The 18,269-nt window shown below is 66.6% G+C and carries 16 protein-coding genes, 1 tRNA gene and 1 pseudogene; 11 read left to right on the top strand and 7 right to left on the bottom strand.

Going from position 1 to position 18,269, the window contains the following annotated elements; genetic code table 11:
• Window positions 1-979, top strand: a pseudogene (locus tag ACTHJR_RS08210) (3-deoxy-7-phosphoheptulonate synthase); the annotation flags it as partial.
• Between the two features lie 67 nt (window positions 980-1,046).
• Here the strand turns inward: ACTHJR_RS08210 and ACTHJR_RS08205 are convergent.
• The 3 genes from ACTHJR_RS08205 to ACTHJR_RS08195 form a co-directional block, all read right to left on the bottom strand.
• On the bottom strand, window positions 1,047-1,748 hold the full coding sequence (locus tag ACTHJR_RS08205; protein ID WP_440522639.1) for a hypothetical protein: 702 nt from the start codon (window positions 1,746-1,748) through the stop codon (window positions 1,047-1,049).
• A gap of 105 nt (window positions 1,749-1,853) precedes the next feature.
• Window positions 1,854-2,156: a hypothetical protein gene (locus tag ACTHJR_RS08200; RefSeq protein ID WP_440522640.1), complete on the bottom strand. Its 303-nt coding sequence runs from the start codon at window positions 2,154-2,156 to the stop codon at window positions 1,854-1,856.
• Between the two features lie 293 nt (window positions 2,157-2,449).
• A complete protein-coding gene (locus ACTHJR_RS08195) occupies window positions 2,450-2,737 on the bottom strand; it encodes a hypothetical protein (protein ID WP_440522638.1) in 288 nt (95 codons plus the stop codon).
• A gap of 529 nt (window positions 2,738-3,266) precedes the next feature.
• Here ACTHJR_RS08195 and ACTHJR_RS08190 point away from each other — a divergent pair.
• Window positions 3,267-4,913 (top strand): YadA-like family protein, encoded by a 1,647-nt coding sequence (locus tag ACTHJR_RS08190; RefSeq protein ID WP_440522637.1) that lies wholly within the window; start codon window positions 3,267-3,269, stop codon window positions 4,911-4,913.
• Between the two features lie 8 nt (window positions 4,914-4,921).
• Complete coding sequence (locus tag ACTHJR_RS08185) at window positions 4,922-5,506, top strand: hypothetical protein (protein WP_440522636.1); 585 nt, start codon at window positions 4,922-4,924, stop codon at window positions 5,504-5,506.
• Window positions 5,507-5,654: 148 nt separating this feature from the next.
• Here the strand turns inward: ACTHJR_RS08185 and ACTHJR_RS08180 are convergent, their stop codons facing one another.
• The gene (locus ACTHJR_RS08180) at window positions 5,655-5,801 is read right to left on the bottom strand and encodes a lmo0937 family membrane protein (protein ID WP_440522635.1); all 147 of its coding nucleotides are present in this window, start codon (window positions 5,799-5,801) and stop codon (window positions 5,655-5,657) included.
• Window positions 5,802-6,119: 318 nt separating this feature from the next.
• Here ACTHJR_RS08180 and ACTHJR_RS08175 point away from each other — a divergent pair.
• Window positions 6,120-6,195: transfer RNA gene (locus tag ACTHJR_RS08175), tRNA-Glu, on the top strand.
• A gap of 140 nt (window positions 6,196-6,335) precedes the next feature.
• Here the strand turns inward: ACTHJR_RS08175 and ACTHJR_RS08170 are convergent.
• Window positions 6,336-7,343, bottom strand: coding sequence for a gluconolactonase (locus ACTHJR_RS08170; RefSeq protein ID WP_440522634.1), 1,008 nt, complete (start codon window positions 7,341-7,343; stop codon window positions 6,336-6,338).
• 402 nt (window positions 7,344-7,745) lie between these two features.
• On the opposite strand from ACTHJR_RS08170, the gene ACTHJR_RS08165 reads away from it, so the two are divergent.
• On the top strand, window positions 7,746-8,330 hold the full coding sequence (locus ACTHJR_RS08165; protein WP_440522633.1) for a hypothetical protein: 585 nt from the start codon (window positions 7,746-7,748) through the stop codon (window positions 8,328-8,330).
• A 3-nt stretch (window positions 8,331-8,333) separates the two neighbouring features.
• On the opposite strand, the gene ACTHJR_RS08160 is transcribed toward ACTHJR_RS08165, so the two are convergent.
• A complete protein-coding gene (locus ACTHJR_RS08160) occupies window positions 8,334-9,359 on the bottom strand; it encodes a LacI family DNA-binding transcriptional regulator (RefSeq protein ID WP_440522632.1) in 1,026 nt (341 codons plus the stop codon).
• 207 nt (window positions 9,360-9,566) lie between these two features.
• On the opposite strand from ACTHJR_RS08160, the gene ACTHJR_RS08155 reads away from it, so the two are divergent.
• The 3 genes from ACTHJR_RS08155 (at window position 9,567) to ACTHJR_RS08145 (ending at window position 12,564) form a co-directional block, all read left to right on the top strand.
• Window positions 9,567-10,526, top strand: coding sequence for a PAS domain-containing protein (locus ACTHJR_RS08155; protein ID WP_440522631.1), 960 nt, complete (start codon window positions 9,567-9,569; stop codon window positions 10,524-10,526).
• A gap of 168 nt (window positions 10,527-10,694) precedes the next feature.
• On the top strand, window positions 10,695-11,945 hold the full coding sequence (locus ACTHJR_RS08150; protein WP_440522630.1) for an NRAMP family divalent metal transporter: 1,251 nt from the start codon (window positions 10,695-10,697) through the stop codon (window positions 11,943-11,945).
• 13 nt (window positions 11,946-11,958) lie between these two features.
• A complete protein-coding gene (locus tag ACTHJR_RS08145; protein ID WP_440522629.1) occupies window positions 11,959-12,564 on the top strand; it encodes a cysteine hydrolase family protein in 606 nt (201 codons plus the stop codon).
• A gap of 33 nt (window positions 12,565-12,597) precedes the next feature.
• Here the strand turns inward: ACTHJR_RS08145 and ACTHJR_RS08140 are convergent, their stop codons facing one another.
• A complete protein-coding gene (locus ACTHJR_RS08140; RefSeq protein ID WP_440522628.1) occupies window positions 12,598-13,434 on the bottom strand; it encodes a CDP-diacylglycerol diphosphatase in 837 nt (278 codons plus the stop codon).
• Window positions 13,435-13,618: 184 nt separating this feature from the next.
• Between ACTHJR_RS08140 and ACTHJR_RS08135 the strand changes: the two genes are divergently transcribed.
• The 3 genes from ACTHJR_RS08135 to ACTHJR_RS08125 all read left to right on the top strand — a co-directional run bounded on the left by ACTHJR_RS08135 (window position 13,619) and on the right by ACTHJR_RS08125 (window position 18,262).
• Window positions 13,619-15,103 (top strand): carboxylesterase/lipase family protein, encoded by a 1,485-nt coding sequence (locus ACTHJR_RS08135; protein ID WP_440522627.1) that lies wholly within the window; start codon window positions 13,619-13,621, stop codon window positions 15,101-15,103.
• Between the two features lie 21 nt (window positions 15,104-15,124).
• A complete protein-coding gene (locus ACTHJR_RS08130; protein ID WP_440522626.1) occupies window positions 15,125-15,898 on the top strand; it encodes an SDR family NAD(P)-dependent oxidoreductase in 774 nt (257 codons plus the stop codon).
• Between the two features lie 129 nt (window positions 15,899-16,027).
• Complete coding sequence (locus ACTHJR_RS08125) at window positions 16,028-18,262, top strand: TonB-dependent receptor (RefSeq protein ID WP_440522625.1); 2,235 nt, start codon at window positions 16,028-16,030, stop codon at window positions 18,260-18,262.
• Window positions 18,263-18,269: the final 7 nt, after the last annotated feature.

The following is an 18,269-nucleotide window of genomic DNA, read 5'->3' as shown; positions in this document are numbered from 1 at the left end:
TCGCGGCGACAATGTCAACGACATCGCCTTCACGCCGGAGAGCCGCACGCCCGATCCGCAGCGCATGGTCCAGGGTTATGCCCAGTCGGCGGCGACGCTCAACCTGCTGCGCGCCTTCGCCCAGGGCGGGTACGCGAACCTGCACCAGGTGCATCGCTGGACGCACGATTTCCTCGGCTCCAGCCCCTGGGCGAAGAAGTACGCCGAGACCGCCGACCGCATCGGCGAGGCGCTCGAGTTCATGGAAGCGTGCGGAATCAATCCCGACACCGTACCGCAGCTCGGCCAGACCCAATTCTCCACCAGCCATGAAGCGCTGCTGCTTCCGTAAGAGCAGGCGCTGACGCGGCAGGACAGCCTGACCGGCGACTGGTACGACACCAGCGCGCATTTCCTGTGGATCGGCGACCGCACGCGATTCGACGGATCGGCGCATGTCGAATTCCTGCGCGGCATCGGCAACCCGATCGGCGTCAAATGCGGGCCGAGCCTGGAGCCCGACGTGCTGTTGCGCATGCTCGACACGCTCAACCCGGGCCGCGTGCCCGGCCGCATGACGCTGATCACCCGCTACGGCCACGACAAGATCGAGGCGGGTCTGCCCAAGCTGGTGCGCGCGGTGAAGCGCGAAGGGCATCCGGTGATCTGGAGCTGCGACCCGATGCACGGCAATGTCATCAAGGCCGCCAACGGCTACAAGACGCGGCCGTTCGAGCGCATCCTGGCCGAAGTCCGCGGCTTCTTCGCCGTACACCGTGCCGAAGGCACCTTCGCCGGCGGCATCCATGCCGAGATGACCGGGCAGAACGTCACCGAATGCACCGGTGGCGCGGTCGACGTGACCGAGCAGAGCCTGGCCGATCGCTATCACACGCATTGCGACCCCCGCCTCAACGCCGGGCAGAGCCTGGAGCTGGCGTTCCTGCTCGCCGAGATGCTCAACGACGAACTCCGCCAGCGGCGGGCTGAGGCGGCCTGAGGTCGAGGCACGGGGCTCCTTGGTTCCCCCTTTCCACTAAGGGGACGGGAGTTCGAACTGTCGATCCTCAACCCGAAGGAGCCGCGCCGCTTGCCGGGGATCGGACCCACAATTGCGGAAACACCGTCTCCAGCGGCTTGGTGTCGGGCAAGATATAGACATAACCGCCCTTCTTCAGGAACAGCGGCCGCACGCTTTTGTCGTAGAATGCCGCGGGCAGGTTGACGCACCCGAAAGTGATGCGGTTGTCGTCCGAAGTTGGCGATAGCATCCGTTGGCGTCGGCGCTCCTTCGGATTGGCGCCGGGTGGGATCGGGTGGAGCGCCACCGACGTGGCATAATCGATCCACAGCACCCGCTGCCGGCCGGCCGCCCACCCGTATCGGGCCAGGAAGCGTCCCGCCGGCGTCGTCTTTTCGGCTGGGCCGATCTCGGCGAGGTTCTTGCTGCCGATACCGGGGGTCGCCTCATCGCCGACCGCGACGCCGATCAACACCGGCGCATTGCCGAGCGCTTGGCCCTTGGCGTCGAACAGGAACAGCGCGGCGTTCTTCTTGTCGATGACGATATAGGGGAGCGCGCCATTGTCATCGGACGCGGCGATCCAGTCGGAAACCCGCCTGACCTCCGCCGATTGCGCAAGTTCGACCTTCGGCGTCGCTACCCTGCGTGACGGTGCCGAGACCAGCGGCCGGCTATGCTTCGCCGTTCCGGAAGGCGCGGCGCCTGTCAGCACCAGCCCGGCGAGCGCCATTAGCATCGTGATCATCGTTCCGGGCGCTCGGTACAGGGGCGCCGCCCTGACGCACAGGGCGACGCCGGATGATGCGGTTCGATCAGAATGTCGCCAATCGGCAATGGCCGCCTGGCACCATCAATTGCGCGGGCGCTTTTTCTGGCTCGCCGCCATTCGTTGCTCGATGCCGTCGACGCGGGCGTTGAGCTGGTCCAGCCGCTGACCGTTGTTCTGCGCCTGTCCCGACGCGGCCTGCGCTTGCGACAACGCCGACTTCGCCGTGCCGTCCGTCTCGTTCAACTTCGCCTCGAGCGCGTCGACGCGCTGACTGACCGGTGCGATCTGCTCCCGCACATAGCTTTTGGTCGCGCAGCCGCCGAGGCCGAGCCCACCAGCCAAGATCACGATCGCAGGGGTTATTTTCGCTAAAGACGCCAACATCACACACTCTTTCAATGGTTAACGAGCGGGACCACCCAAGCCGTACGCCTCCTTGTCAACAATCCCGATTCCGGCCGTCTGTGCCTCCGGTCGGATGAGTGGATTGGGGGACGACTCGAGGCGCTGGGATGCTCTGCCGGAGCGCGACTGGACACGGTTGCCCGTGGCGCCGTCCGACGCAAAAAAAAGCAAGAATTACTAGCTATGAAGCGAGCCGGCTGCACAGCCGGGCAACGCGGGCGACGGCAGTGCGGACACCGCCGTCGCCCGTCATTTGCCGCCTTTGGACGGTCTTACTTTTTCTTCGCGGCGTCGTCCATCGCGTCGGCCTTGTTCGCCCCGGCATCGCGGGTCGCGTCGGCCTTGTTGTTCAGCGCATCGGCCGCGTTGTCGGCTGCGGCCTTGTCGGCGTCGGCGATGTTGCTGCCCTCGTCGCGGATCGCCGAGGCATTGGCATCCATCGCGTCGGCGGAATTGTCGTACGCGGCCTGGACGTTGTCCGCGGCGTCGGTCTTGTGTCCGCACGCACCCAGCGGCAGCAGGGCGGCGGCGGCAGCGACGACGAGAAACTTCTTGGTCATGGACATCCCCTTTGGAACGGTTTCAGCGGCGGCAGGTTTGGCATCCCATCGGGATAGCGTCGCCTTGACCGACCGGGGTCGAAACATTTGGGTCGCCCCTTGGTTTCATCGAAGCGTCACTTTTTCCGACGGACCATGCGTCCGACACGAGGCTGCCGCGCCACGAAGCTCCCCGGCGCGGCAGCCTTTGTCGTCCTTGATCCGGTTCGCGCGAGCGTCTTTTCCGGTCGATCGCACCGATCGAGAAGCTCCGTTTCCAGTGCGCGACGAACCGCCGTATCAGTCGATTCCTCGGCGCAATTCCGGCGATGCCGCCGTGCGCCGGAAAGCTTCCTAAGTGACCACGCTCGCCGCTGTCGGAAGGCACTGACGCTTTTTTCCTAGCCAACCCCTCGCCCGTCCGGCACACTTCGGTCGATTTCCGTAAGGGAATCCAACCCGATCAACGGGTCGCCTTGTGTGAAACACGCGTCTCAGTCCGGTTTGCCAGGGGGCAGCGGGGAAGGCGCGGTATGACAGGGAGAACCCGATGCGTGCCTTTACTTCGCTTGCCGGCGGCGCTTGCCTGACGGCCTTATCGCTCGCGTTCAGCGCGACGCCCGCCTGGGCCGACAACACGCCCGAATGCAACGCCAATGCCGTGGTGGTCACCGCGCTGGAATGCGGTGCGCCGAGCACCGCGACCGCCCAATATTCGACCGCCGTCGGCACCAATACGACCGCGAGCGGCGATTTCAGCACCGCGGTGGGCAGCTATGCGGGCGCCTCCGGCTTGGTCGCCACCGCCGTGGGATCGAATGCCCAGGCGACGGGCGATTTCAGTGCGTCGATCGGCACCAACTCGGTCGCCAGCGCGACCGGCGCCCAAGCGTTCGGCGTACAGGCGCAGGCGACGGGTCAATATTCGACCGCTACCGGCTTCTCCTCGTCCGCAAGCGGCAACCAGTCGAGCGCGTTCGGTGACGGCGCCTTCGCGTCGGGCGACAAATCGGTCGCGAGCGGCGCAACCTCGAAGGCAACCGACGAAGGCGCCGCCGCGTACGGTTTCGGCGCCAATGCCGGTGCCATCAACGCGCTCGCCATGGGAATGAACAGCACGGCGACCGGCGGCAGCGGCGTTGCCGTCGGCGCCAATTCGACCGCGAGCGGGCTGCTGACCGTCGCGGTGGGCGGATCGTCCACCGCCTCCGGCACCGCAGGCATCGCCATCGGCCAAAATGCCAACGCCTCCGCTGATTTCTCGATGGCGGTGGGTTCGCTGGCGCAGGCGTCCGCCTTCGCCAGCACCGCGCTGGGCGTGCAGAGCGTCGCTTCCGGTACCAACTCGATCGCGGCGGGCTTCAATTCGAACGCCGCGGGGCTCAACGCGATCGCGGTCGGCAACGGCGCCCAGGCGACCGGCGACAATTCGATCGCGCTCGGCAATGCGGCCTCCGCCGCGAACGTCAATTCGGTGGCGATCGGCAACGGCGCCACGACGACGCTCGACAACCAGGTCATGGTCGGCGGCGCGGGCCAGTCCGTCGCGATCGGGGATCTCGCCGCCAGCACCGCGGCGCAAGTCGGGTCGGTCAACCTGGTCACCGCCGATGCCAGCGGCACGCTGGGCGTCGGGCCGTCGGTCGCGTCGCTCGCCACCGCTGCCTCGGTGTCGGCATTGTCCGGGCAGGTCACCACCAATACCGGTCAGATCGCCACCAACACCGCGGCCATCGCGACCAACACGGCGGCGATCGCCGGCAACACCGCCTCGATCAATACGCTCAATACCCAGGTGGCGGGCAACACCGCGTCGATCACCACGCTCAATACGCAAGTCGCGGGAATCAATACCCAACTCGGGACGATCAACGGCCAGATCGGCACGCTGAACGGCCAGGTCTCGACCCTCAATGGCCAGGTCAACACCTTGTTCGCCCAGAGCGCGGAGAACCGGCGCCAGGTCAATCTGGCCAACGAAGGCGTCGCGATGGCGCTGGCGATGGATTCGCCGGCGGTACCCGAAGGCTCCAACTTCGCGCTGTCGGGCGGGGTCGGTTATTACAACAACCGCGCCGCGGGCACGGTGGCGGTGAGCGCGAGGGTCGGAGAGAAGGCCTATATTTCCGCCGGCGTCGGCGCCGGATTCAACTCGGGCGAGGTCGGCGCGCGCGGCGGCTTCGCGGTGGCGTTTTGAGGCGGGGCATGATCGGGAATCCGCTCCCGATCGTGGCGGCGCTGGCGATCCTGTCGATGACGGGGCCGCTGGCGGCCGGGGCGGCGCGGGCACAGTCCGCGCCGCCACCGGTGGTGGCGCCTTCCGGGGCGCCGCCCAATGTCTCCTATAGCGCGCCGGTATCTACCCAGCCGCTGCCCGACGAACTGACCCGGGCCAAGCTGATCTGGACGACGATGGTGGCGATTCAGCAAGCCGATGAATCGGGCAATTATTCGGTATTGCGCGACATCGCGTCGCCGTCGTTCCAGGTGGCCAACGATCCCAGCCGACTCACCCAGATCTTCGCCGGGATCCGGTCGACCAATATCGACCTGTCGAACTGCCTGCTGCTGGCCCCAACCTATCTCCAGCCGCCGGCGATGGACAGCAAGGGCATGTTGCGTCTGACCGGCGCGTGCGGCCTGCGGCCGACAGCAGTCGTCTTCGACCTCACGTTCCAATGGGTCGCCAATCGCTGGAAGCTGTTCGGCGTGTCGCTCGGCGCCAGGAGCATCGCGTCGGGATTCGCCCCGGCTCCTGCCCCCGCGCCAGCGGCACCGGCGAGGAAATGACGGAATCGGGCGGCGGATGGGTCCCCCGGCCGGCTACCAGGGTTTGCGAAATGTCACGGCGCCGGCGCCCACACCCCCGCGGGCGCCCGGTTGGTTTACGCGCCCGGGGGGCCGGCCGACCCCAACGCTGCCGCCCGACCCTCTCGTCTTAAACTACCCTTCGGCCCTGGATCAGGCGGACGATGACCACGATCACCGCGATCACCAGCAGCAAATGAACGAGGCTGCCGAGGTGCAGCACGGTAAATCCCAGCAGCCAGAGGACCAGCAGGATGACGACGATAGTCCAGAGCATCTGTTTTCCTTCCTGTTTTCAACAAGGCGAAAGGGTTGCCGCCCATCCGTCCTGCCCCCGGGGGAGAAAGACGTTCGTTACGGCTTCGGGTTCCATCGGGCCGTGCGCGACATGTCGCATTGCCCTCGGCGTTGACGGCGCGGCGAGGCATTTCGTCGGCGAGCAGCGCGACGGCCACCAACGACGGCCGAAAGGGACGGGCCATCATCGCGCCGGTCGAGATCGTCATGGTTGACGAACGTTCAGGACCGGCCGTCCGCGCAATCACCTTGACGCCATTCGCCAACCCCCCTAGAGGCGCCGCTTCGCGTCAGCGCCGGCCCCTTCGTCTAGCGGTCTAGGACGTCGCCCTCTCACGGCGAAAACACGGGTTCGAGTCCCGTAGGGGTCACCAACGAGACGCGAAAGGTGCGGGGCACCTTTCGCGCATGCCGGTGACGGGATCGCAAGCGACCTCGCGGAAGATACGAAACCTTCAGCGGCTTTCGGCGCCGTGCTCCCCAACTCGGCGACGGCCGTCCGGCGCGGCCAGGATCAGCGTCGATCGACCGCCAAGACGTGAAAGCTGCCGGGGAGCGCCGCCGGCCGACCACCCGGGCTCGCCGGAGCTCCGAAGCGCGCGGTGGGCAAATAGAGGCTGCCGTCGCTCGGATCGAGCGCGGCGGTGCGTGCGCCCGGCTCGGTCTTCACCGTGGTGACGACCGTGGCGCCGCCCGGTGCGTCGAGCGCGATGACCTCGAGCACGCCGTCCTTGCCGCACGGGATGAACGCCAGCCGCCGCCGGGCGTCCACGATCACCGCATCGGGGCCGCCGCCGATATCGAGCAGGGTGACGAGGCGGTGCGTCCCGGCGTCGACCACCGCGGCCTTGCCGTTGGCGCAGGCGCTGATCAGGCGGTCGGTCTTTTCGTCATAAGCGAGACCGGTCGGCCCCTGGCAGCCGGTCAGTGCGATCGCGGGTCCCGCCTTGCCGGTCGCGAGGTTCGCGGTCTCGATCTCGTTGGTATCCTCGTCATTGACGAACAGCGTCCCGTCGCTGCCCAGCACGGCATATTCCAGGCCGGGTTTCAGCGCGATCGTGCCGACGACCTTGCGCGCCGCGATGTCGATGATGCTGACCGTGCCGCCCTTGGCGTTGACCACCACGGCGTGGCCGCTGGCGGGATCGTAGAAGGCGGCGTCGGGATCCTCGCCCACGACGATACTGGCGGTCTCTTGCCCCGTCCTGGTGTCGAACAGCCGGGCGGTATTGTCGCGTGCGCTGGTGACCAGCAGCATGGCATTGGGCAGCGGCACCACGGCGTGCGCCTTGGCGATCTTGCCGAAAGAGCGCACCGCATCGCCTTTGGTCAGGTCGATCTCGGTGACCACGTCGCCATGCGCGACGTAGAGCTTGCGCGTCGCCGGATCGACCTTGGTATAGTCCCAGCCGCCGTCGGGAGCCGCGATCCGGCGTCCGGCGACATAAGTCGGCGCCGGACCGGCGGCGACGACGAACGCTGCGGACAAGGCAAGCACGAGGCGCGTGGCGAGAATCGACATCGGCTGACACTCCTGTTGGGAAGATGTCCGACGAGCATGCCGGGCGCCGAGCGGCGATGCGAGTGCCGAACGCGCGGTCGCCGGATCATTGGGAAAAATTATAAAAGCGTCGCGCGCTCGCCTAGGAATGGCTCGACGGTTCCACATCAGATCGCAATCGTAACGATCCCCCGAAAGGCGCGGGACCGCCATAGCGCTCGTTCGGTCGTCGCGGGATCCATGTCACCAAGTGTACGGCTATATCCGACCAAACGGAACTTCCATCGGATGAAATTGGTTACGAAGCCGACACATCAATTTTGGCGACTGCTGGAGAGATGTCATGGGAAAAGGCATTTTACTGTGGCTGTTGGGCATTCCGCTGCCCATCATTCTGATCCTCTTGCTGATCTGGCACTGATCATGGTCGGCGAAACCTATAGCGCGGTCGATCCCGCTCTTTACCCCAACGGCGCGCCCGCGGCCGGCGCATCCGCCGTCTCCTGGTCGGCGATCATCGCCGGCACGGTCGGCGCGATGGCGCTGACACTGACGCTGTTCGCCTTGGGGTCGGCCTTCGGACTGGCGTCGGTATCGCCTTGGCCGGGCGTGGGCGCGAAGCCCGACACGTTCACGATCGGTGCCGGCATCTGGATCATCGTCACCCAATGGCTGTCGGCTGCCCTGGGCGGTTATCTCGCGGGCCGGTTGCGCGTACGCTGGCACGGGCTTCATACCGACGAGGTGTTCTTCCGTGACACCGCGCACGGTTTCATGACCTGGGCGACCGCCACCGTGCTGATCGCCGTCGTGGCGGTAGCGGCATCGGCGCTGTCGAGCTTCGCGGCCGGGCCGCAGGATGTCGAGATGACGAAGGACACGATCGATGCGGCGCGCAAGGTCGCGGCGAGCTTCGCCGTGTTCACCGCGCTCTCGCTGGTGGTCGGAGCCTTCATCGGAAGCGTCAGCGGCGCGATCGGCGGCAGGCTGCGCGACCTGCATCCGTAACCGCTATCGCACGTCGCTGCTGGCCCGCACCGTCAGCCGGGCCGGCACCGGCGTCGCCAAGCTCGTATCGGCGGCGTCGCGCGCGGTGAGCGTCGCCACCATCAGATCCCCCGCGATCGCCACGTCCTGTTCGATCGTGGTCAGCGGCGGATGGAAGTGCCGCGCACCGTAACCGCCGTCGAACCCGACGATCGCCACATCCTCCGGGATGCAGATGCCGGCGCTCCTCAATTCCTCGGCCGCGCCGATCGCCAGCGCGTCGCTGGCGGCGAAGATCGCGTCGAACGACGTACCCGATTGCAGCAGCGCGGCTACCGCCGCGCTGCCCTGCTCGATCCGGTCGCCCGTCGCGTCGGCGGCGCCTTCGACCGGCGACAAGCCCGCTTGAGCGATCGCCGCGAGATAGCCCCTGCGGCGCTCGCCATAAGCGTGATGCGCCCGCCAGCCGGGACCGACGAACGCGATCCGGCGCCGCCCCTTGGCGACGAGGTGCTCCACTGCGAGCGTCGCGCCGGCAAAACTGTCCGCACGAACCGTCGGCAAGGCGTCGTCGGGTGCGCCCCAGGCGACGATATTGCCGCCGGCGCGATGGGCGTCGGCGAAGAAGCGCCAGGCGTCGCGGTTGGAAGCGCTGCCGATCACGATCATACCGTCGGCTTCGCGGCTGCGCTCGAAATCGGCGCGCAGCGTGTCCGGCGCGTCCTGATAGGACAAGAGCACGCGGACGCCGCGCCGCGCGGCGGCCGCCTCGATCGCGGCGACGAGATCGTAATAGAAGGGATTGAGCGCCCCCCGTTCCTCCCCCGCCGGCAGCAACAGCACTACCGCGATGCATCCGACCGAGCGCGCGCGGAGGCTGACGGCACGCGCGTCGGGCCGATAGCCCAGTTGCGCCGCAGCGCTCACCACGCGATCGCGCGTTTCCTGGCTGATCGCGGGATCGCCGCGCAGCGCGCGCGACACGGTCGATTGCGACACCATCGCAAGCTGCGCCACGTCGAACGAGGTCGGATGCACGCTGTCGGACATGATCTTCCCGTCCAGGCAAATTCCCTTGGCGACGCGCTATCGCAAAGCCGGGGCTTGGGGAAGCCGGGCGCGGCACGCCGGAACGACACACTCGCGCGCCGAGCGGAGACGAATCAAACCGGTACGGACCTTGATCGGGGTTGTTTCGCGCCCCTGGCATCGTGCTAAACCACGTCGTACGCTACCAAATTTTGGCGGGGGCCTGCTGTGAACGGACCGGTCGAACCGTTGATCGACAGCCACAATGCGCTGCTCTCGACATTGCTCGACCAGACGCACGAATGCATCGCCTTGCTCGACGGCGATGCGCGGATCGTGTTCGTCAATCGCGAAGGCGCGCGGGCGATGGAAAAGAGCGTGCCCGATGCTCTGATCGGCCGACATTGGGTCGAGCGCTGGCCCGAGGCATCGCGCGGCGACATCGAACGAGCGTTGGCCGACGCCCGGCATGGCAAGGCCGCCCGCTTCACCGCGTCGCGCCCCGGTGCCGACGGCGCGCCATGCTGGTGGGACGTGACCGTGACACCGATCGACGCCGAAGGCGATGCCAGCCCGCGCGTGCTGGCGATCGCGCGCGACATCACCGCGGAGGCTCGCGATCGTCAGCGCATCGCCGCGATCACCGAGGAAATGCGACACCGACTGAAGAACGCGATGACCATCGCGGCGGGTATCGTGTCGATGGCGGCACGATCGCGTCCGGAAGCGCAGCCCTTCGCGCGCGAGATCATCGACCGCTTCGCGCAGCTCGGCGCTGTCCAGGACATCGTCCTCGATCCCGCGCGCGCCAAGAATTTCGCCGACATCGTACCGATGCTGGCGCGGGCTTATGGCGACGCCTCGCTACTTCGCTTCGGCGCCCTGCCCGACGCGCGGCTCGGCGACGCCGCGATGCAGGCGCTGGCGCTCACCTTCGGCGAACTCGCCACCAACAGCCTCAAATATGGCGCGCTCAAACATGGCCGTCCGATCGAGATCGACGGCGTCAGCAAGGACGGCATCTTCCTGATGACCTGGCGCGAGCCGACCGCGTTCGGCGTCGCACGCGATGGCGCCCAGGGCCTGGGGCTGATCGAACGGCTGATCGCGGCGTCGGGCGGCCGCTTCGACCGCGAGGTCGGGGACGACCATCTATGCGTGCGCGTGTCGCTCCCCGCGCTCGATTGACGATAGCGGCCGCACGCTGCTTGATCCGCATCAATAAGAATTCGCGATCGACCTGAAACGGAACGGCGGCGCGTGGCGTTGCGACAACGAAACAGATGTCAGGGATGATCGTATGTCCGTAACCGTTGACCATCGGCGTGGGCCCGCCCGCTTTGGGCGGTGCCCGGCATGAGCCTCCGCCAGAAGTTGAAATGGCTCGGTCCCGGGCTCGTCACCGGCGCCGCCGACGACGATCCGAGCGGCATCGCCACCTATTCGCAAGCGGGTGCGCAATTCGGACCGAACCTGCTGTGGACGATGCTGTTCGCTTATCCGCTGATGGTGGCGGTCCAGCTCGCCAGCGCGCGGGTCGGTCGCGTCACCGGGAACGGCCTGGCCGACAATCTCAAGGCGATCATGCCGAACTGGGTGGTCGTCGTCCTGGTGATCCTGCTGTTCATCGCCAATACCATCAATATCGGCGCCGACCTCGCCGCGATGGGCGAAGCTTCGGCATTGGTGGCGGGCGGCGGCAAGCACCTCTTCACCTTCGGCTTCGCGCTGCTGTCGCTGCTGCTCCAGCTCTACATTCCCTATCGGCGCTACGCCTCGTTCCTCAAATGGTTGACTCTGGTGCTGTTCGCCTATGTCGCCTTGCTGTTCATGGTCCGTATCGACTGGGCCCATGCGCTGCACGGCCTGGTCGTCCCGACGATCGCCGGGGCCGGCGCGATCACCACGATCGTCGCGATCTTCGGCACCACGATCAGTCCCTATCTGTTTTTCTGGCAAGCCGCGCAGGAAGTCGAGGAAGTCGACCAGAGCGACGAGCGCGAGCCGTTGACCGATGCGTCCGATCAAGGACCCGATGCGCTCAGCCGGCTTCGCTGGGACACGTTCAGTGGCATGGCGCTGTCCAACATCGTCGCCTTGGCGATCATGCTGGGCACGGCCGCGACCCTGCACGCAGCCGGCAAGACCGACATTGCCAGCGCGGCGGACGCGGCGAACGCGCTGCGGCCGATCGCCGGCACCTTCGCCTTCGCGGTGTTCAGCCTCGGCATCATCGGCACCGGCCTGCTCGCCGTGCCGGTGCTCGCCGGCGCCTCCGGCTACGCGGTGTGCGGAATCGGCGGCTGGACCGCCAGCCTCGAGTACAAGCCGCATCGGGCACGGGTGTTCTACGCGGTGATCGCGCTGGGCATGGCGCTCGGCATCGGGCTCGACTGGTCGTCGGTCAATCCGATGAAGGCCTTGTTCTGGAGCGCGGTGATCAACGGCGTGGTCGCGGTGCCGATCCTGATCGGGCTGATGCTGGTCGTCGCACGGCGCGACATCATGGGCGAGTTCGTCGCACCCATGTCGCTCAAGGTCTTCGGCTGGCTGACCACCATCGTGATGGGCGTGGCGGCGATCGCGATGGTCGTCGCGCCGAATTGAGGCGAGGAAGAAGATGAGCGACAAGCGCTCCGCGCCCGAGGCGCCCGATCGCGACCAGCCCGGCGATCGCACGGCGCTGTTGATCATCGACATGATCAACCCGTTCGACTTCGACGGCGGAGAGGAGGTGCGGCGATCGGCCGACCGCGCCGCGCGGACGATCGCCGACCTTCGCCGCGCCGCCGATAATCGCGACGTCCCGACCATCTATGTGAACGATAATTTCGGACAATGGCATTCGGAGAAATCACGGTTGGTCGAGCATGCGCGGCCCGCGCTGGCCGACGGCGCGATCGAACCGCGCGAAGACGATTTCTTCGTCATCAAGCCGCAATTCTCCGGCTTCTATTCGACCAATCTCGGCGTGCTATTGCCGAAACTCGGGGTCCGCCGGCTGATCCTGACCGGGGTCGCGACCGAAATCTGCATCCTGTTCACCGCCGCCGACGCGCACATGCGCGATTATGCGTTGTGGGTGCCAGAGGATGCGGTGGTGGCGGTCGACGGCGATCAAGGCGCCGCCGCCTTGGCGATCATGCGCGCGAAGATGGGGGCAGAGACGTCCCCCGCCGCTGCGTTATCGCTGAAGGACTGGACGAAACGCGGCGCGCCGATTTGAGCCACGCATTGCCGTCGGCCGCCGGCCAACCCGTCAACCCGAGGCGCCATGTCCGGCGCAGGCATGGTTCTGCAAATCCTCACCCGACCCGTCATACCCCGCCGCCGGATCGGCGCGGGCCGCCAGCAGGACGAAGCCGGGGCCGTCGGAGAAGGTCGCGCCCGCCAGCACCAGGGTCCAGGCGCCCATCTCGCCCGGCGGCACTCTCAGGCCCTGCGCCAAGGCGACGAAGGGATCGGTCGCGACGCTGTCGTTGCCGTCGAGCCGCAACGCGTAATAGCCATGCCCGGCGAGCGCGATGGGCGCCGACCAGTGCCGCCCGACCGCGGCGAGCCGGGCATGCAGCGCGTCCCGCACGTCGATCCGCAGGCAGTCGACATGGAGATGGAGGAGATCCTGCGACCGCCCGTAAATCGAGTTGACCGCGACCCCGATATCGTCGCGGGTCAATGTGGTACCCAGGCGCTGATCGACCAGCCGGCGGACGCGCCAAGCCGGGTCGAAATAATTGGTCGCGCCGGACGCGAGCAATTGCGGATCCTCGATCCCGGTGATCAGCCGCGTCGGCATGACGAGATACTGGCTGGCGCCCACTCGGTCCTTGAGCACGACATAGCCGTGATCGACGCCGTTCCCGATCGCCACCTCGGTGCAGGGGTCGGGCTTGGCATTGGCCTGCTGGTCGGGGACGCACTTGCCGTTGACGATGCTCCACAGCACCTGCCCGTTGGGATGGACCGGCGGCGGTGGCAGGGCCGGTGCGTTGGGGACGACGACCGCGGCACGCGGCGCCGCCATTGGCGTGGCGCAACCGGCGAGCAAGGCATAGCCCGCGAGAGCGGCCAGCCGGCCCAGGACGCTGGTTCGCATCGTGATTTCCCCCCTTCGTTCACGCGGCGTCGCCGATCGCTCGATACAGCCCGGTCATGCCTTCCTACCCCAGGTCGAGGCGGTGCGACATCTTCAATGCGGCGTGCGCGGCGGGCAACGCGCCGTGCCGCTCGGCACAGCGGCCGCGCTCGCCCGCCCGGCGCCTGCGCGATATGCTCGCCGCATGGAGAATCCCATCATCACTCTGCCCGACGGTGCCGTACGCGGCGCCAGCGACGGCGTTGTCGAGCGCTTCATCGGCATTCCCTACGCCGCGCCGCCGGCCGGCGAACGCCGTTTCGCCGCGCCACAACCGGTCGAGCCGTGGCAAGACGAACGCGACTGCACGGCCGCGGGGCCGAACGCGCCGCAATTGGTGCGCGATTTCCCCGGGCTCGACGTCAAGGTCCTGATCGGCCGGGGCTGGGTCGAGGGCGACGATTATCTGACGCTCAACATCTGGCGCCCCGCCGGCACATTCCAGAACCTGCCGGTGATGGTGTTCATTCATGGCGGCGGGTTCATCGTCGGCAGCAAGGACGCGCCGATTCAGGACGGCCGCGCCTTCGCTCGCGACGGGGTGATCCTGGTCGCGATCAATTACCGCATGGGCATCGACGGCTTCCTGCCGATCCCCGGCGTACCGACCAACCTCGGGCTGCGCGATCAGATCGCGGCGCTGCACTGGGTCCAGGCCAATATCGCGGCGTTCGGCGGCGATGCCGGCAACGTCACGGTGTTTGGCGAGAGCGCGGGCGCGATGTCGATCGCCAGTCTGATCGCCTCGCCGCTGACCAAGGGACTGTTTCGCCGCGCGATCATCGAGAGCGGCCATGGCGGCATGACGCGCGACATCGCGGTGGCACGGCGGCTAGTCGACAAGCTCGCGCAATTGCTCGGCGTCAGCGCCGACAAGGCCGGTTTCGCGAGCGTGCCGCCCGGCGAACGGATGCTGGAGGCGGTCGCCAAGGCGAACCTGCCGACCACCCGGCTCAACCTGCGCGATGCCGAGGGCCGCGAGCCGGTGTTCGGGATCAGCCGCTTCATCCCGGTCCATGGCGACGACGTGCTGCCGGTAAAACCGCTAGAGGCGCTCAAGAACGGCGCCGGGGCGGAAGTCGACGTGCTGATCGGCACCAATGCAGAGGAGATGAACCTCTACCTCATCCCTACCGGGGTGCGCGACAAAGCCGGCAAGATCCTGGCCTGGTTCGCGCTCAGTCGCTCGATCCCCAGGGCTTGGGCGATCCTCAAGGCGTACGGCATCGGCACGGGCAAGAAGCCGGGCCAGGCGCTGACCGACGCGCTCAACGACCTGGTGTTCCGCTGGCCGGCCCGGCGTTTCGCCGAGGAGCATCGCGGCCGCACCCATTTCTACGAATTCGACTGGCGCTCGCCGATGTTCGGTGGCGATCTGGGCGCGGCGCACGGCATGGAGCTTCCCTTCGTGTTCGACACCTTGTCGATCGCGACCGGCGAGGAAGGGCTGTGCGGCGTCAATCCGCCGCAGGAACTGGCGACCCACATCCACGCTTTGTGGGTGGGCTATGCCAAGGACGGTACCCTGCCCTGGCCCGAATTCGATCGCGACACGCGGCAGGTCCATCGCCTGGCCGCCGCCGAGACGATCGGCGAGCCGGTGATGCCGGCCGCTCCTTTCCTTCCCTGATATCTCAACGAGGAGTCCGCCATGTATCTCGAGCGCCTGCGTCTCGACGGCAAGGTCGCGTTCGTCACCGGCGGCGCGCAAGGTATCGGCTATTGTTGTGTCGAAGTGCTGGCCGAAGCCGGCGCCTCGGTCACGATCGGCGACCGCGATGGCGATGCGATCGGCGCGGCGATCGAGACGCTCGCAGCCAAGGGCCATGCGATCGACGGCGTCCTGCTCGACGTGACCAAGCCGGCCGACGTCACCCGCATCGCCGACCAGCTGCAGGCCAAGGCCGGGCGGATCGACATCCTGGTCAACAATGCCGGGATCGCGCGCAGTGAGACGGCCGCCGAGGACGTCGCCGACGAGCATTGGCTCAACGTGCTCGACGTCAATCTCAACGGCACCTTCTGGTGTGCGCGCGCCTTCGGCCGGCACATGCTCGCGCAAGGATCGGGCGCGATCGTCAATGTCGGGTCGATGTCGGGCTTCATCGTCAACCGTCCGCAGCCGCAAAGCTATTACAATGCGTCCAAGGCGGCCGTGCACCAGCTGACCAAAAGCCTGGCCGCCGAATGGGCGGGGCGCGGCGTGCGCGTCAACGCGGTCGCGCCGACCTACATCACGACGCCGCTCAACGCATTCGCCGACAAGCAGGGCGAGATGTACAAGCGCTGGATCGACGGCACGCCGCAGGGCCGACTCGGCGAGCCGGAGGAAGTCGCGTCGGTCGTGCATTTCCTGGCATCGGACGCCGCCAGCCTGATGACCGGCAGCATCGTCCTCGCCGACGGCGGCTATACCTGTTGGTAATTGCTCCGAGTCCGCGCGGCCAATCGCGCGGCACGATCGGCACAACAAGAAACCTTTCATATAGGTCGGCTGTCAGATAGGTCGCTCTCGAATGGTGCCATCAAGGCGCCTAGCCCAGGGGAGACCTGAATGCGTTTCAAGAGCCTGCTCGCCGCTGGTGCGGCCGTGATCGTGACCGTCGCGACGCCAGCCTTTGCCCAGGATTCCGGCAACACGCCGGCCGGTCCGGCCGCCGCCGCGACCGGCGACGATCAGACCGGCGGCGCTCCCGCCGCGGCGAGCGATCAGAGCCAGGACAATCCCAACGACATCATCATCACCGCGCGCCAACGCAGCGAATCGCTCAAGGACGTGCCGATCGCGGTTACGGCGCTGACGGGCGACGAACTCAAGGATCGCCAGGTCAACACCGTCAAGGACATCGCCGCCTATACGCCGGGCCTCAACATCAATTCGGATTCGGTCGGGCGCGCCTTCGTGTCGATCCGCGGCATCGGCACCACCCTGATCGACACCGTGCAACCCGGCGTCGGCATCTTCATCGACGGCATCTATCAACCCAACACCAGCTACCTCAACTCGCCGATCGTCGATGTCGCGCGGATCGAAGTGCTGCGCGGGCCGCAGGGGACGTTGTTCGGCAACAACACGCTGGGCGGCGCGATCAACGTGATCACGCGCCAGCCGGGCAACAATTGGGAAGGCCGGCTCGATGCGACCGCAGCCGGTCCCGACAGCTATTATTCGGTGTCGGGCAGCGTCAGCGGCCCGATCGCGCCCGACCTGCTCTCCTTCCGCATCGGCGCGTCGTATCACATTCAGGACGGCTTTCAGTATAACACGCTGGCGCATGGCGACATGAACCCGCTCGACCAGCGCTCGGTCGGCGGCACATTGCGCTTCACGCCCGCGCCCTGGGCGGTGATCACCGCCAATGCCAATTACGACCGGGTCGAGGGGGGCAGCACCGCTTACGTCCATGTCGCGGGTCCGACCGACTACCGGCTCGACGGCGCGACCAACGTGCTCAACAACACGATCATCCGCTATCAGGGCTACAACCTGAAGGGCGAATTCGACCTCGACGCCATCAAGACCAAACTGACCGCCGTCGCGGCGCTGAACCGCAAGGATCTGTCCGGCATCAGCGACGGTGATTTCGGGCCGGTCGATCTGCTCCGCTCCAACGGCAGTTCGCGCCTCATCACCCGAACCGGGGAATTGCGTTTCGACACCAAATGGAACGAGAACATCTCGACGCTGATCGGCGTGTTCGCCGACCGCTACGAACAGCGTGGCACGTCGATCAACAATCTCGATCTGAGTCCGTTGTTCGGTCTGCCGGCCGGAAGCGTGACGCGCAAATCGACCTCCAGCACCCTGGTCGAGAACAATCAGCAGGCGGTGTTCGGCACCTTGTTCCTGACCTTCGGCAAAACCGACATCGCGATCGGCGGTCGCTACGACCACCAGAAATTGACCGGCCGTCAGGTCGACATCGCCGCCGTCGGCGCCCCCGCCACCACTTACATTCCGCCGGTATATTCCAAGGATCAGTTCCAGCCGCGCGTGACGCTGACCGAGCGCTGGACGCCCGATTTCATGACCTACGCTTCGGTCGCCAAGGGTATTCGCGGTGGCGGACAGAACGGCCCCGGCACGCGTCCGCAAGACGCGCTGTACAAGGGCGACAGCGTCTGGACTTATGAGGTCGGCACCAAGGTTTCGAGCGGCGGCCTGTCGGTCAACGCCGACGTCTTCTACAACGACTATCGCGACTTCATCGGCCAGAACTCGCTCGCGCCCAACTCGACCGGCGCCGGATTCGTCGCGATCAACCTCAACACCGGCAAGGTCGAGAGCTATGGCGCCGAGATCGAAGCGCATTGGCGGGTCACGCCCCATTGGCGGTTCGACGGCAGTTTCGCCTATGTGCACGCCCGGATCACCGACGACAGCGAATATTTCGCCACCACCGGCGTCCACGTGTCGACCGACCGGATCATCTTCACGCCGGACTACAATTTCAGCCTGAACACGACCTACACGGTGCCGATCGACAGCAAGTCGCTGGTGTTCGATGCCGGCGTGGTCGGCAAGGGAAGCCGGATCGGGTCGACGCTCGATCCCACCGTGGCGCCACGACTGTCACCCTATTCGCTGGTCAACGGGTCGATCACGATGAAATTCGCCAGCGGATTCTCGATCGGAGTGTTCGGCACCAATCTGTTCAATCAGAAATATATCGAAAGCTACATCGACAAGTCGGCTTTGGTGAAAGCCGGTCTGGCGGCGATCGCCTCCGACCTCGCGATCCAGGGCGACCGCCGTCGCTATGGCGTCCGCGCCAGCCTCAAGTTCTGAGGTCGCG

This window comes from Sphingomonas sp. (assembly GCF_051962185.1).
In the GTDB taxonomy this organism is placed as follows: Bacteria; Pseudomonadota; Alphaproteobacteria; order Sphingomonadales; family Sphingomonadaceae; genus Sphingomonas.
Note: the sequence above shows the minus strand (reverse complement) of the source record. Positions and strands in the feature narration are given on the sequence as shown.

Excerpts from the sequence above, each read along its gene's own strand:
- ACTHJR_RS08150 (WP_440522630.1), top strand. The coding sequence starts at position 10,695 with ATGAGCCTCCGCCAGAAGTTGAAATGGCTCGGTCCCGGGCTCGTCACC.
- ACTHJR_RS08165 (WP_440522633.1), top strand. The coding sequence starts at position 7,746 with ATGGTCGGCGAAACCTATAGCGCGGTCGATCCCGCTCTTTACCCCAAC.
- ACTHJR_RS08190 (WP_440522637.1), top strand. The coding sequence starts at position 3,267 with ATGCGTGCCTTTACTTCGCTTGCCGGCGGCGCTTGCCTGACGGCCTTA.
- ACTHJR_RS08185 (WP_440522636.1), top strand. The coding sequence starts at position 4,922 with ATGATCGGGAATCCGCTCCCGATCGTGGCGGCGCTGGCGATCCTGTCG.
- ACTHJR_RS08130 (WP_440522626.1), top strand. The coding sequence starts at position 15,125 with ATGTATCTCGAGCGCCTGCGTCTCGACGGCAAGGTCGCGTTCGTCACC.
- ACTHJR_RS08170 (WP_440522634.1), bottom strand. The coding sequence starts at position 7,343 with ATGTCGATTCTCGCCACGCGCCTCGTGCTTGCCTTGTCCGCAGCGTTC.
- ACTHJR_RS08125 (WP_440522625.1), top strand. The coding sequence starts at position 16,028 with ATGCGTTTCAAGAGCCTGCTCGCCGCTGGTGCGGCCGTGATCGTGACC.
- ACTHJR_RS08180 (WP_440522635.1), bottom strand. The coding sequence starts at position 5,801 with ATGCTCTGGACTATCGTCGTCATCCTGCTGGTCCTCTGGCTGCTGGGA.
- ACTHJR_RS08135 (WP_440522627.1), top strand. The coding sequence starts at position 13,619 with ATGGAGAATCCCATCATCACTCTGCCCGACGGTGCCGTACGCGGCGCC.
- ACTHJR_RS08195 (WP_440522638.1), bottom strand. The coding sequence starts at position 2,737 with ATGACCAAGAAGTTTCTCGTCGTCGCTGCCGCCGCCGCCCTGCTGCCG.
- ACTHJR_RS08140 (WP_440522628.1), bottom strand. The coding sequence starts at position 13,434 with ATGCGAACCAGCGTCCTGGGCCGGCTGGCCGCTCTCGCGGGCTATGCC.
- ACTHJR_RS08200 (WP_440522640.1), bottom strand. The coding sequence starts at position 2,156 with ATGTTGGCGTCTTTAGCGAAAATAACCCCTGCGATCGTGATCTTGGCT.
- ACTHJR_RS08145 (WP_440522629.1), top strand. The coding sequence starts at position 11,959 with ATGAGCGACAAGCGCTCCGCGCCCGAGGCGCCCGATCGCGACCAGCCC.
- ACTHJR_RS08205 (WP_440522639.1), bottom strand. The coding sequence starts at position 1,748 with ATGATCACGATGCTAATGGCGCTCGCCGGGCTGGTGCTGACAGGCGCC.
- ACTHJR_RS08160 (WP_440522632.1), bottom strand. The coding sequence starts at position 9,359 with ATGTCCGACAGCGTGCATCCGACCTCGTTCGACGTGGCGCAGCTTGCG.